Origin of the sequence: Apilactobacillus sp. (genome assembly GCF_025290035.1) — a bacterium.
Lineage (GTDB): Bacteria > Bacillota > Bacilli > Lactobacillales > Lactobacillaceae > Apilactobacillus.
Window position 1 is genome coordinate 1 of record NZ_JAMBKT010000007.1, and the last position, 13835, is coordinate 13835.

The window sequence follows — 13835 nt, forward strand, 5'->3', positions numbered from 1 at the left end:
AATTATGGGTAAATTAAAAGACAATGACATTGAATTTTTAGTTAATGGAACTGTCGATAATAACCCACTACAACACGTTTTTAATATCTGGATAAAAGGAATTGCATCTGATGTGATACTAGCTAATATGGACTTGGCAGGTTTTGCGATTTCTGCAGGTTCAGCATGTACAGCAGGAAACATCGAACCATCACACGTGTTAGTAGCAATGTATGGTAATGATACTAACAGATCATCAGAATCAATTCGAATTAGTTTTGGTAAGTTCACTACGAGTGAAGAAATTGATTTGTTTAGTGAAGCATTAGTAAAAGTAATAAAAAGAATTAAGAGGGTGGACTAAAATGGCTTTTGAAATTAGTAATCAATTACTTGGAGACAATACAGTATATGCTGTTAGCCCCGAAGTAAAGAAGTACACATTAACTGATATGGGATTTGTGAGTACTAAAGCAGGTAATTACTCATTTGAAAGAACACTAGATCCTAACGATCCATATAATGGCGTTAAGTTAAAGATTGTTTTTAAAGGCGATTTAAGTGCTTTTAAACTTAGTGCCGTTACAAGCAATGGTTTAAATAAAGTAAATATTTTTACTAACAAACAAGCTGATGAGTTAGTAGAACAATACAATTTCTTAATGAACAATTTCGTTGAAAGAAACGTATTTATTAAAAAATAAAAAGGGAGCCTAATGGCTTCCTTTTTGCTTCTTAATTGCATTTTATCGCAGAAATGGGTATCATACTCTTTATGGAATGTGCGACCTTCAACTCGTAGGTTCTAAGAATCTAAAAGAAATGATGGTGATTTAAAATGGCAGACAATAGTAATACCCGTGTTGTTGTCGGAATGTCAGGTGGGGTGGATTCATCCGTAACCGCCTACCTTTTGAAGCAACAAGGATATGACGTTGTAGGTGTATTTATGAAGAACTGGGACGATACTGACGAAAACGGTGTTTGTACCGCAACAGAAGACTACAAGGACGTAGCCAAAGTTGCCTCAGAAATCGGAATACCTTACTACTCTGTTAATTTTGAAAAAGAATATTGGGATCGCGTTTTCACTTATTTCTTGAATGAATATAAAAAAGGTAGAACTCCAGATCCCGATGTTATTTGTAACAAAGAAATTAAGTTTAGAGCTTTTCTAGACTACGCATTAGACCTAGGTGCTGACTACATTGCAACTGGTCACTATGCGCGATTACAACGTGATGAAGATGGTCATAACCACTTGTTACGTGGTAGTGATGACAACAAGGACCAAACTTACTTCTTGAGTCAATTATCAGCTGATCAATTAGATCGTGTTATGTTCCCATTAGGGGACATGCCTAAACCTAAGGTTAGAGAAATTGCTAAAGAAGCCGGTCTTGCAACCGCTGAAAAGAAGGATTCAATGGGAATCTGTTTCATTGGTGAAAAGAACTTCAAATCATTCTTAAGCAATTATTTACCAGCAACACCTGGTAAAATGATGACTTTTGAAGGAGAAGTAAAAGGCCAACATGATGGATTAATGTATTACACAATCGGTCAAAGAAAAGGTCTAGGTATCGGTGGGGATGGTAAGGATAATCGTCCTTGGTTCGTAGTCGGAAAAGATTTATCAAAAAACATTTTATATGTTGGTAAAGGATACGAAAACGAACATCTATACGCTGACTATTTAGTGGCTTCAGATATTTTCTGGATTAACGATATTAGTAATCGTGGTAATGACTTCCGTTGTACTGCTCAATTCCGTTATCGTCAAAAAGACGTTGGAGTTAGCGTTCATTTAAATGATTATGGTAAGTCATTGAAGGTAGAATTTGATGACCCAGCCAGAGCAGTAACTCCTGGTCAAGCTGTTGTATTCTACGATGGTGATGAATGTTTAGGTTCAGCTATCATCGATGCTGCATATCAAAACGATAAAGAATTACAATACATTTAAATTTTAAAAAGATGCTTATGAAAATAAGCATCTTTTTTTATATATGTTTTGAAAAAAAGGGCATTAATTGAGATAATAGATATAAATCGAAATGAACGAGGGATAAAAGTGAAAATCTATTTTATTAGACATGGTAAGACTGAATGGAATCTTGAAAGTCGATATCAAGGAGCTGGCAGTGATTCTGAATTATTACCAGAAAGTTACCAACAAATGAATCAGTTAGGTGAGCATTTAAAAGATATTGAATTTAGCCATGCTTATTCTAGTCCCATTAAAAGAGCAAGAATAACAGCCAATCGAGTTTTACAGCATTCCAAGAAAAGACCACCACTTTCTTTATGGAATCGTTTAGAAGAATTTCATTTAGGAAAAATGGAAGGACAAAAATTTGAGGATGTAAGACAACAATTTCCGGAAAGCTATGATAACTTTAGAAATCATCCGGAAAAATACGACGCAACTGAAATTGGCGGAGAAAGCTTTAGTGATGTAATTGATAGAATGCAATATGCAATAAATACCATTGTTAACGCTAATCCTGAAGATAGTAATGTCGTTATTTTTAGCCATGGAGCTGCTTTGAATGCCTTAATTAACTCATTATTAGGAGTTGAAATTAAGGATTTAAGAAAACGTGGTGGATTGGCTAATACTAGTACAACTATTTTAGAAACAAATGATAATGGTAAAACGTTTGATTTAATTAAATGGAACGATACTGAATATTTAACAAAAGAAATTGATCAAACAGACGTAATTTAATTTGTAGGTGATTATGATGGATCAAAAGTCCGAAGAAATAAAAAATAGACAACAAGCAATTGAAAGAGAACATGAAGAAAAGCAAAGAAAAGCTGATGAAACTTTGCATAAATTAGTTGAAGATATCGATAATCACCCAGATGATTACCGAACTTATTATGATTTATGCAGTTTTTTAGTTCAATTGCATAACTACACGCAAGCTGAAGAATTAATGATGAAAGCTTTAGGATTGTTTGCTGATAGAAGTAAAAAGGCTAAAGAAACTTTAACCTATGGCCTAGGTAACGTCTATTACGCAGCTGGTGAATATGACAAAGCAATCGAACAATTTAATAGCCTATCTGACGGGAATATGAAGACAGATGCATATATTATGTTGGCACAAAGTTATATGGCTAAAGAAGATTATAAAAAAGCAGTGGTGTTCGCGCTAACTGCACAAGGTTTTAGAAGACAAGATCCAGAAATAAACTACCTGTTAGCAAGTAGTTTATTAGCAATAGGTAACTTTAAAGAAGCAGCTGAATTTTACGATAAAGTGCTTGCAGCTAAGCCTAACGATGGTAAAGCTAACTTTGATCGTGGAATCGTTGCGATGGTGTTAGAAGAGGATTTTAGTGCTTATTTTGATAAGGCTAAATCAAACGATCCAAAATACTTTGAAAAGGGTCAAAAACGCTTGGCTGATATTGAAAAGTTTATTCAGGTCAAAAATAAAAAGTAAGGAAGTGAATTGCCGTGACCGAATCAATGGATTTATTTTCAATGGAAAATAATGACGAACAAAATGAAAAGCTATTCATAAATGGAAAAGTTGCGGCTACTTTCTTTGAAAGCAACGACAGTTTTTTTAAGGTGCTTTTAGTTAAGATTAGCGAAACTAATATCTCAGATTGGCATGAAGATGAGATTGTTATTACTGGTAATTTTGCAGATATTGCTGAAGAAAATGAATACCAGTTTTTCGGTGTATTGGTAGATCATCCGAAATATGGAAAACAATTTAAAGCTGATAATTACCATAGCACAGTGCCTACCTCTAAAGAAGGACTGGTTGAATATCTTTCAGGGGATAATTTTCCAGGAGTGGGAAAACAAACTGCTAACAAAATGGTTGATATCTTGGGTGTTAATTTAATTACTGACGTTTTAGATAATGAATCTTTACTAGATAAGGTAGGACTATCAAGTAAACAGCGTAAAACAGTAATTGATACACTCCAAAAGAATAACGGAATGGAACAAGTTATTATCGGTCTTAATAGTTATGGATTTGGTAGTAGCTTATCTTCTGCAATTTATAATAAGTATAAGGGAGACACTTTAAAAGTAATTGAAGAAAACCCATATCAATTAGTGGAAGATATAGACGGGATCGGATTTAAGAAGGCCGATGATATTGCTAAGCAAATGGGGATGTCAGCTAACAATCCAGGAAGAATCCGAGCAGGTTTAATTTCTGCATTACAATCGCTATCTTTGAAGAATGGTGATACATATACCCAAACAGGCCCAATCTTATCTGAAACTTTAAAGTTGTTAAATAATGGTAATTCAGAAGACATCACTGGCGATGATTTATCTGAACAATTTTTGGAGTTAGCTAAAACACAAAAAATCGTTGGAGAAGAAGATCGGGTTTATTTAAAGGATTTATATGATGATGAATGGAGAATTGCCGAACATATTAATCGTGTAATTAAGAATCCGAATACAAAAACGTTTGATGATGAAACCATCGATAAGAAGATTAGATTGATTGAGAAAAAATTGAATATCTCTTATGATGAGTCACAAACAAATGCTTTAAAACAAGCTATTAAGTCGCAAATGTTCTTGCTAACCGGTGGACCCGGGACAGGGAAAACAACGATTATTAAGGGAATTATCTATTTATATGCATATTTAAACGATTATTCCTTAGATATAAATAAATATAAAGAACATGAATTTCCAATTTTACTAGCTGCACCAACTGGACGCGCAGCGAAGAGAATGCAGGAAACTTCTGGAATTCCCGCTAGCACCATTCACAGATTGTTAGGACTAAGTGGGTATGACGATAACAATGAAGGCACCAAGGATTTAGAAGGTGGATTACTAATTGTTGATGAAATGTCTATGGTGGATACTTATTTATTTAAAGCGCTTATGAGAGCGGTGCCTAACCAAATGAAAGTGATTTTGGTAGGTGATAAAGATCAATTACCATCAGTGGGTCCAGGTCAGGTATTTACTGATTTATTAAGATCTCAAAGAATAAATAGTATGCAATTAAGTACCATTTACAGACAAGACAGTAATTCAACTATTATTCCATTGGCACATAGTATCCAACAAGGAAAGTTGCCAGATGACTTCAATGAAAAACAGGCTGATAGAAGTTTTATTCCATGTGGTGCTAATCAAATGAGTTCAGTAATTGAACAAATTGTGAAGAGAGCTAAGCAAAAAGGATTTAGTGCTACAGATATTCAAGTTTTATCACCAATGTATAGAGGGATGTCAGGGGTTAATCATTTGAATGATGTCATTCAAGAAATTATGAATCCTGGCAACAAAGAGGAACAACTAGAATATAGAGGAATTCATTTTAGGTTAGGAGATAAAGTCTTACAACTAGTGAATAGTCCAGAAGACAATGTTTTTAACGGTGATATTGGTCAAATCATAGAAGTTATCCATGGTGAAAAATCAACCCAGGATAAAATCAAAGTCGCTTTTGATCAAAGCCAGGTTACCTACCAAAGAAAAGATTGGATTCAAATTACATTAGCATACTGTACAACCATTCATAAGGCACAGGGAAGCGAGTTCAAGATGGTAATTTTACCAATCGTTCCTCAGTTTACTAAAATGCTGAAAAAGAATCTTTTATACACCGCAATTACCCGTGCCAGTGATACATTAATTATGATAGGGGACTATGATTCATTCTTAAGCTGTGCCCAAAGTGAATCTGATAACAGAAATACTAGTTTGATGCAGAGAATTCAATCACTATTAAATGGTGAAATAAAACCAGCTAATGATGAATTATTAACTAATAATCAACAAATAGTTGAAACCAATACCAAAACTGATAAGACGGTAGATACAAATAACAATGACCAAGTTGAAGAGGAAGCATCTAATGAAGAGGATACCGATAATTCAGTTAAATCGTATCGTTTGACGCCTAGTCTAATTAATTCAGATCAAATTGATCCAATGATTGGAATGGACGGGATTAAACCATAAAATATAAGTAAAAATTTGAAGTTTATGGTAAAATCTAATTATCAATTACTTCGAGAGGGGCATTATTCATAGTGGAATCATTGAGTAATAAAAATATGAAAATATTTTCTTTGAGTTCTAATAGACCATTGGCTGAAAAAATTGCTAAGGTTTGTGGAATCAAATTGGGAGAAGCAACCATTAATCGTTTTAGTGATGGTGAAATTCAAATCAAAATTGATGAAAGTATTAGAGGAGATTCAGTTTACATTATTCAATCATTAACCGATCCAATTAACGCTAATATTATGGAATTGTTTATTATGATTGATGCTGTAAGAAGAACTAGTGCTAAATCCATCAACGTTGTCATTCCTTACTATGGATATGCTAGACATTCTGCTAAAAAGAGAGAAAGAAAAGCAATTATCGCTAAGTTAATTGCTAGAATTTTAGAAAATACTGGTATTGATAGAGTACTTACTTTAGATTTACATGCTGCTCAAATCCAAGGATTCTTTAATAAACCAGTAGATAATCTAAAAGCAGATAAATTGATGGCAAAACACATGTTAGATAATTATGACCTAGACAACGCAGTAGTGGTATCACCAGATCATGGTGGTGTTGGACGAGCTCGTGGATTCGCGGGATTAATTGATGCTCCAATTGCAATTATTGATAACCGTGACCCTGAAAATGAAGAACATATTCCAACATTTATTATTGGGGATGTTAAAGATAAGGTTGCAATCGTTGCAGATGATATGATTGATACAGCGTCTAGAGCAGTTAAAGCAGCCAATGTGTTAGCAAACAATGGTGTTAAAGCTGTATACTTAGTTACTACACATGGTGTTTTCGCAGGGGATGCAATCGATAAAATCAGCAATGCGCCAATTAAAAAGGTAATTGTTTCTGATTCTGTTTATATTGCACCAGAAAAACAAATCGATAAACTAGATATTGTTTCAGTTGCAGATTTAATGGGTAATGCAATTTTAAGAATTCATAACAACAAATCAGTTGGAAAATTATTTAGATAATAACAAAAGTCCTAATGAAAATTAGGGCTTTTTTATTAATTGAATTCTTGATTTCATAATTCAGAAAACTTAAAATGAAACTATAACAATAGAAATTGAGGTGTAATCATGTATAAAGCTTCAGATGAAAGATACGACAACATGAAAGTTAGAAGAGCAGGAAACTCTGGTCTTCAATTACCCGCTCTATCATTTGGAATGTGGCATAGTTTTGGTGATGATGCTAATTTTCAAGATAGTAGAGAAGTAATGTTAAATGCCTTTGATAAAGGAATTTTCAGTTTTGATTTGGCAAATAACTACGGACCTGGATCAGGTGCCGCAGAAAGAATGTTTGGTCAAGTATATAATCAAGATTTAAAACCATATCGTGATGAATTAATTATTACTACTAAAGCTGGATACCACATGTGGCCTGGACCATATGGTTCATTTTCTTCAAGAAAAACACTAGTTGCTGCATTGGACATTTCTTTAAAGAGAATGGGATTAGATTATGTAGATATCTATTACAGCCACCGCTTCGATCCTAATACTAGCTTAGAAGAAACTGCTGAAGCACTAGATAGTACTGTCAGAGCCGGAAAAGCATTGTATGTTGGTATTTCTAATTACAATGGTGAACAAACAAGAGAAATCATTAAGTACTTTAAAGAACTTCATACACCTTTTGTTGTTAACCAAGCTTCATATAACATGTTAAACCGTTCAGCGGAAGAAGATGGCACAATTGATGCATTGAAAGAAAACAACGATGGATTGGTTGCATACGGTCCATTAGCCGAAGGTATTTTGACAGATAAATATCTAAATGGATTACCTGATGATTTAAAACTACACTTCACCAATAGTTTTATGATGGAAAATAAGGATGAAGTAGTTAAACGATTAAACCAATTAAATGATTTAGCCAAGAATAGAGATCAAACATTAGCACAAATGAGTTTAGCTTGGTTACTTCATGATCCAGTTGTTACTAGTGTTGTTACTGGAGCATCTGATCCAAAACATCTAGAATCTAATTTAAAAGCATTAGACAACTTAGAATTTTCACCAGATGAATTAGCTAAGATTAATGAAATTTTGAAGAAATAAAAAGAAGCGACTTAAATAGTCGCTTCTTTTTATATGACAAAAGGGTGCTAAATGCGGTATAATATTTAATTGTTTTAAAAATATATTAAAGGAGAGATATAATGAATAATTCCGCTAAAAAGCTTAATTTAACGGAACTAATTGGTTTAGTAATTGGTTCAATCATCGGTGGAGGTATTTTTAACCTTATGCACGATATGGCATCACAAGCTGGTGTTGGTGCAGTTATTATTGGTTGGATTATTACTGCAATTGGGATGCTCTCTTTGGCTTTCACATTTCAAAATTTAACTAACAAAAGACCTGACCTACAGGCTGGAATTTATAGTTTTGCAGATGCTGGGTTTGGTCACTATATTGGATTTAATTCCGCATGGGGATATTGGTTATCAGTATGGCTAGGTAATATCAGTTATGCAATCTTATTGATGAGTGCACTAACATATTTCTTTCCTATTTTTGATAACGGTCATAACTTAGTATCATTTATTGCTTCATCAATTATTTTATGGGGTGGTCACTACTTAGTGTCCCGTGGGATTCATTCCGCTTCATTCATTAACACAATTATTACAATTACCAAATTAATTCCAATCCTATTATTTATCTTAATAGTATTTCTATCATTTAAATTAAATGTTTTCACAAGTGACTTTTGGTTAACTGGGAATAAAGCGTTTAATTTTTCCGATGTTTTAGCTCAAGTGAAAAGTACCATGCTAGTTACTGTATTTGTATTCTCTGGGATTGAAGGAGCTGTTATCTTCTCTGGATATGCTAAAAAAAGAAAAGATATTGGAAGAGCTACAATTCTAGGAATCATCACAGTGACTTTAATTTATATGTTAATTACTTTGCTTTCATTTGGTGTTATGCATCAAGCCCAACTTGCTAGCTTAGGACAACCAGCAATGGCAGATTTACTACAACATCTTGTAGGTAAATGGGGAGCAGTAGTGGTTAATGTTGGATTAATTATTGCTGTGTTAGGTGCATGGTTATCATGGACAATGTTTGCGGCTGAAGTACCATATGAAGCTGCAAAGGTTGGATCATTCCCTAAGGTATTTGCAAAGGAAAACAAGAATGGAACGCCAATTAATTCATTGATTTTTACTAACGTATTAGTTGAGTTATTTATGATTTCATTCTTCGTGGCATCTAGTGCATATAATCTATTCCTATCTATTTCTAGTGCGGCAGTTTTAATTCCATATGCTTTCTCCGCGTTTTATCAAGTTAAGTATTCATACTTAAATAAAGACCTAAACGATAGAAAGAGAAACATTTTCTTAGGAATAGTATCAAGTATCTATGCATGTTGGTTATTATATGCAGCTGGATTGAACTATATCTTAATGACAACCATCTTGTTTGCATTAGGAATCCCTGTATATTACTACTTACAAAAATATGATAATAAAAATAAACATGTCTTTACTAAGATCGAAGCAGTAATTGCTTTTATTCTGCTAATTTTAGCCATCTTAGCTATTTATGAGATTGCTACAGGTAAAATAACGTTTTAAAAAAAGAGTGATATTTATCACTCTTTTTTTAGACTAAAAATGGATATTTAGTTTTATAATATTCTAAATCATAGAATCTACTACCCAATGTTTCACCATCCGCGTGGCCATATTCTAGAGAAGGAATTTCAATTCTGATATTAGAACTGTGAATCTTAAAAGCTGACTTAACGGTTAGATGATGTTTAAAGATAACTTTCATTAAGACGAAAAATAGTTGAACAATATTTTTTCTCTTTAAAACCATTAAATCGACCTCATTAGTATCGTTATTATTGGTGGCGGAAACCATAAAGGCTTTCTTTAACTCATATTTTTTATCATCCGCTTTAATAATCACTGGGAACGTACTTAGATTATAGATAGTTGGAATGATGGATAAGTAGTATTGAAAACGAGTCTTTAAGTTGATTTTATGAGTTCTAAAATTATTTTTTAAGCTAAAGACATTGGCGTCTAAACCAATTCCTAAATTGGTTAAAAAGATGCCATCTTGTTTTTTAATATGTTCAGTGAATAATCCAACATCATGCATTAGAATTTTAGGATTATCCATTGTTTCTGCGATGTTAGCTTTCATGTTAAATTGCTTTTTTAAGTGGTTAAAGAAGTTATTATTAGAGCCAGCAGGGATAATTGACATTGGAATGTCTGGAATTTGTTGATCTACTTTTTGAGCTTCTTTAACACCTTGGATAGCTTCATGAACAGTACCATCTCCACCAATCACGATAATTCCCTTAGGTAGATTATCAATTCGATTGTTTATTATTAAATGGTGCGAAACAATTGAAATTAAGTGAAGAGGGTGCCTTGATATCTTCAATTTATAATTAAGTTCTAGACGGTCTAATTGTTTTTTGATTTCTGGCCATTGATTTTTTGTTTTGCGTCGGTTAGCAACTGGATTTAAAACAACTAGAAAGTAATTATTCAATTAACATTCTCCTTTCTTTTAAATAAAAAAAACGAATTCTACTAAGAATTCGTTTTTTAATAATTATCAATTGTAAATTATTTTTTGTTCATAATTAACATTGGTAAAATTAGAGGGTGTCTTTCAGTCTTATTGTATAAGAATTCTTGTAAGTCATCGATTATAGCATTTCTAATACTAGATTCGTTAGCGTTCTTGTTACGCATAGCTCTTCTGATTGTTCTGAAGACTAATCTTCTACCTTCATCTAGTAATTGACCTGATTCTCTCATGTAAACAAAACCTCTGGATAGTAGGTCAGGACCTGATTGAATTTCTTGATCTTTTAGATTTATTGTTGCAACAACAACAACTAAACCTTCTTCTGATAGTAACTGACGATCTCTAAGAACAACGTTACCAATATCACCAATACCGTTACCATCGATGTAAACATCTCCAGCAGCAAAGTGACCAGCAATTCTTGCAGAGTCTTTGGTAAGAGCTAAAACATCACCGTTTTTCATGATGAAGCTATTTTCCATTGGAACGCCACATTGTTCTGCTAACTCAGTGTGAATCTTAAGCATTCTAAATTCACCGTGAATTGGCATGAAATACTTAGGTTTCATTAAACTAAGCATTAGCTTTTGTTCTTCTTGACCACCATGTCCAGATGTATGAATTTTGTTAATTTTACCATGAATTACTTTAGCACCAGCTTCTTCTAATTCATTGATAACACGATTAACACTAACAGTGTTACCTGGAATAGGGTTACTTGAGAAAACAACAGTATCATTTGGTTGAATAGCAATTTGTCTGTGAGTACCGTTAGCTATTCTAGATAGTGCAGCCATAGTTTCACCTTGAGAACCAGTACATAAAATCAATGTTTTTTCAGCTGGTAGTGATTGTAGTTCAGAAGCATCAACGAAAGTACCTTCAGGAACGTTTAAGTATCCTAACTCTTGACCATTAACAATGGCAGCTTCCATACTTCTACCAAAAACTGCAATTTTTCTGTCATGCTTAATAGCAGCATCACAGGCGGTTTTAATTCTAGAAATATTAGATGCGAAAGTGGCGAAAATGATTCTACCAGTTTCTTCATCGAAGATATGTTCAACAGCTGAACTAATCCAACTTTCTGATTTAGTCCAGACAGGTCTTTCAGCATTAGTACTGTCAGACATTAAACAAAGTACACCTTCTCGACCTAATCTAGCCATTTCTTGTAAATCAGGCGGCTGTCTCGTTACTGGTGTTAAGTCAAACTTGTAATCACCAGTTTCCACGATAACTCCAGAAGGGGTGTGCACAGCAATTCCTAAAGTATCTGGAATTGAGTGAGTAGTTCTGAAGAATGACACCTTGGTTTTGTTAAACTTTAGAACAGTTTTTGGATTGATTTCGTGAATTTCTGTACTTCTTAATAATCCATGTTCTTCTAATTTATTTTTGATAAGTGCTGACGCCAATGGACCAGCGTAAATAGGAACATTTAAATCGCGGATTAAGTAAGGAACACCACCGATATGATCTTCATGTCCGTGGGTAATAACTAATGCTTTGATTTTGTCCTTGTTTTTTACTAGATATTGGTAATCAGGGATAACATAATCTACCCCTAATAAATCATCTTCTGGGAACTTAATTCCAGCATCTATTAGAATGATTTCATCTTGAAATTGAACACCGTAAGTGTTTTTTCCAATTTCACCAAGTCCACCAACGCCATAAATAGCTGTTTCGTTATTTTTGACGTTTAGTTTGTTCATAATTATTTAAACTCCGTAATTTTAAAATCTGGGCTCTTTTGTTCGTAAGCCAAGTGGTTTCCTTCTAGAGGTTCGATAAATTCGATGTTGTGATCAGTGTTTTGGTCAACAAGTTCTCTTGCTTCAACTTCTGTATCACATTCCACGTATAGTGCTTTAGTGAACTCTCTCTTAGGATTTGCTTTGTTATCTTCTTGGTATAAAACTTTAAATATCATAAAAAATACAATCTCCTTCTATGTTTTTTAACCGTGCGATTGTGTGGTACACAACTAATTGATTTAATTTTATCATATTAATATTGATAAGTATAGTAACCAATAAACGAACATAAATGATAGAATTAAAAGAAATAAATGGTCGGGGAGGTAAATGTGATGAAGTTATTTTTGGAAATATTATTTGGATTTATAATCGCGGTTGTTGGTTATAATTTAATTCATTATTTTTTTATCACAAGACCCAAAGATGCTGGCAAAAGTGAAACAATCTCAGTTTTAAATGATTTAATGGAATCAGCAGGAGAAAAATGCAAAATAAAAATCTTTAAAATTAATGATTTATCTGAAATTTGGGAAAGAAATATTTATGTTTTTGAATATGTGAGTGAAGCTGATAATCAATTAATCCAGACAATTACTGATGAAATTGAGAGTATTAATAAATCTGGAAAATGGAACCATAAAATTGTTATGACAGATCACTACACTAGAGATAACTATATTCATATTGATTTAGCATATCTATTAAACCTGGCTACTTACGAATATGTTTTAGATATGGAAAAGTTAAAAAATGTAAATTAAAAAGCACAGACAATATGTCTGTGCTTTCTTTATTATTCAATGAATAAGTCGTTATCAACTTTTGAAAATGGATTTTCTTTATCAACGTGATCGTAGAATAAAGTACCATGTAAATGATCAATTTCATGTTGGCAAACAATAGCAGGATAGTTTTTCAAACGAATGGTATGTTCTTCACCATTAACATCTTGGTATTTTAATGTAATTCTTGCGGCACGGTGAATAAAACCAGGGACATCTTCATCAACTGATAAGCATCCTTCACCTTCAGTAATCGCACATCTTTGAACAGAACTAGATAAAATAACAGGATTAATAATTACATCTTTAAAGATTGGTTCTCCGTCACCTTCAAAGTCGTTAGGAACAAGAACAGATGCCATCATTTTTGAAACACCAACTTGTGGTGCAGCAAGTCCAACACCAGCTCTTAGTTTGTATTTTTCACAAAGCACAGGATCTTGACTTACTTCTAAGTATTCCATCATGTCTTCGGCTAATTTTTTGTCTTCATCGCTAAGTGGAAACTCAACCTTTTCGGCTTGTTTTCTAAGTACTTTATTACCATCACGAACGATGTCTTTCATTAATATCACGTGAATGACCTCCCAGTTATTTATTAATCTATTATACCATAATATATCAAAACGAATTTATTAAACGGAAGATAAAAAAGATGCCTTTTTTTGACTCGTGGTATAATTACATTACTTATTATTTCGGAGGCAGA

The 13835-nt window shown here is 33.2% G+C and carries 14 protein-coding genes; 10 read left to right on the plus strand and 4 right to left on the minus strand.

The features are described 5' to 3' along the window. The 9 genes from M3005_RS03190 to arcD all read left to right on the plus strand — a co-directional run. Positions 1-343: aminotransferase class V-fold PLP-dependent enzyme (locus M3005_RS03190; protein WP_293793624.1), on the plus strand; the 343-nt coding region annotated here is incomplete at its 5' end. 1 nt (position 344) lies between these two features. After that, the gene (locus M3005_RS03195; RefSeq protein ID WP_293793626.1) at positions 345-683 is read left to right on the plus strand and encodes a cysteine desulfurase; all 339 of its coding nucleotides are present in this window, start codon (positions 345-347) and stop codon (positions 681-683) included. Positions 684-817: 134 nt separating this feature from the next. Then, on the plus strand, positions 818-1945 hold the full coding sequence (gene mnmA, locus M3005_RS03200; RefSeq protein ID WP_293793627.1) for a tRNA 2-thiouridine(34) synthase MnmA: 1128 nt from the start codon (positions 818-820) through the stop codon (positions 1943-1945). A gap of 108 nt (positions 1946-2053) precedes the next feature. Beyond that, positions 2054-2710, plus strand: coding sequence for a histidine phosphatase family protein (locus tag M3005_RS03205; protein WP_293793628.1), 657 nt, complete (start codon positions 2054-2056; stop codon positions 2708-2710). Between the two features lie 13 nt (positions 2711-2723). Next, positions 2724-3437: a tetratricopeptide repeat protein gene (locus tag M3005_RS03210; protein ID WP_293793629.1), complete on the plus strand. Its 714-nt coding sequence runs from the start codon at positions 2724-2726 to the stop codon at positions 3435-3437. A gap of 26 nt (positions 3438-3463) precedes the next feature. Beyond that, a complete protein-coding gene (recD2, locus tag M3005_RS03215; RefSeq protein WP_293793681.1) occupies positions 3464-5953 on the plus strand; it encodes an SF1B family DNA helicase RecD2 in 2490 nt (829 codons plus the stop codon). A gap of 68 nt (positions 5954-6021) precedes the next feature. Next, complete coding sequence (locus tag M3005_RS03220) at positions 6022-6978, plus strand: ribose-phosphate diphosphokinase (protein ID WP_463670943.1); 957 nt, start codon at positions 6022-6024, stop codon at positions 6976-6978. A gap of 108 nt (positions 6979-7086) precedes the next feature. Continuing rightward, complete coding sequence (locus tag M3005_RS03225) at positions 7087-8073, plus strand: aldo/keto reductase (RefSeq protein WP_293793631.1); 987 nt, start codon at positions 7087-7089, stop codon at positions 8071-8073. 101 nt (positions 8074-8174) lie between these two features. After that, a complete protein-coding gene (arcD, locus tag M3005_RS03230; protein WP_293793633.1) occupies positions 8175-9602 on the plus strand; it encodes an arginine-ornithine antiporter in 1428 nt (475 codons plus the stop codon). A gap of 28 nt (positions 9603-9630) precedes the next feature. Here arcD and M3005_RS03235 read toward each other — a convergent pair whose 3' ends face one another. From M3005_RS03235 to M3005_RS03245, 3 genes are all read right to left on the minus strand, one after another. Then, positions 9631-10539 (minus strand): diacylglycerol/lipid kinase family protein, encoded by a 909-nt coding sequence (locus M3005_RS03235; protein ID WP_293793635.1) that lies wholly within the window; start codon positions 10537-10539, stop codon positions 9631-9633. Between the two features lie 77 nt (positions 10540-10616). Continuing rightward, positions 10617-12299 (minus strand): ribonuclease J1, encoded by a 1683-nt coding sequence (gene rnjA / locus M3005_RS03240; protein WP_293793636.1) that lies wholly within the window; start codon positions 12297-12299, stop codon positions 10617-10619. 2 nt (positions 12300-12301) lie between these two features. Beyond that, positions 12302-12517: a DNA-directed RNA polymerase subunit epsilon gene (locus M3005_RS03245; protein ID WP_053950232.1), complete on the minus strand. Its 216-nt coding sequence runs from the start codon at positions 12515-12517 to the stop codon at positions 12302-12304. A gap of 159 nt (positions 12518-12676) precedes the next feature. Between M3005_RS03245 and M3005_RS03250 the strand changes: the two genes are divergently transcribed. Then, a complete protein-coding gene (locus tag M3005_RS03250) occupies positions 12677-13105 on the plus strand; it encodes a hypothetical protein (RefSeq protein WP_293793637.1) in 429 nt (142 codons plus the stop codon). 32 nt (positions 13106-13137) lie between these two features. Here the strand turns inward: M3005_RS03250 and def are convergent, their stop codons facing one another. Then, on the minus strand, positions 13138-13701 hold the full coding sequence (def, locus tag M3005_RS03255) for a peptide deformylase (RefSeq protein WP_293793638.1): 564 nt from the start codon (positions 13699-13701) through the stop codon (positions 13138-13140). Positions 13702-13835 lie beyond the last annotated feature (134 nt).

What these genes read in the sequence shown, in the direction of transcription:
- M3005_RS03245 (WP_053950232.1), bottom strand. Translation starts at nt 12,517, where the DNA reads ATGATATTTAAAGTTTTATACCAAGAAGATAACAAAGCAAATCCTAAG.
- recD2 (WP_293793681.1), top strand. Translation starts at nt 3,464, where the DNA reads ATGGATTTATTTTCAATGGAAAATAATGACGAACAAAATGAAAAGCTA.
- M3005_RS03195 (WP_293793626.1), top strand. Translation starts at nt 345, where the DNA reads ATGGCTTTTGAAATTAGTAATCAATTACTTGGAGACAATACAGTATAT.
- M3005_RS03210 (WP_293793629.1), top strand. Translation starts at nt 2,724, where the DNA reads ATGATGGATCAAAAGTCCGAAGAAATAAAAAATAGACAACAAGCAATT.
- rnjA (WP_293793636.1), bottom strand. Translation starts at nt 12,299, where the DNA reads ATGAACAAACTAAACGTCAAAAATAACGAAACAGCTATTTATGGCGTT.
- M3005_RS03250 (WP_293793637.1), top strand. Translation starts at nt 12,677, where the DNA reads ATGAAGTTATTTTTGGAAATATTATTTGGATTTATAATCGCGGTTGTT.
- mnmA (WP_293793627.1), top strand. Translation starts at nt 818, where the DNA reads ATGGCAGACAATAGTAATACCCGTGTTGTTGTCGGAATGTCAGGTGGG.
- M3005_RS03225 (WP_293793631.1), top strand. Translation starts at nt 7,087, where the DNA reads ATGTATAAAGCTTCAGATGAAAGATACGACAACATGAAAGTTAGAAGA.
- arcD (WP_293793633.1), top strand. Translation starts at nt 8,175, where the DNA reads ATGAATAATTCCGCTAAAAAGCTTAATTTAACGGAACTAATTGGTTTA.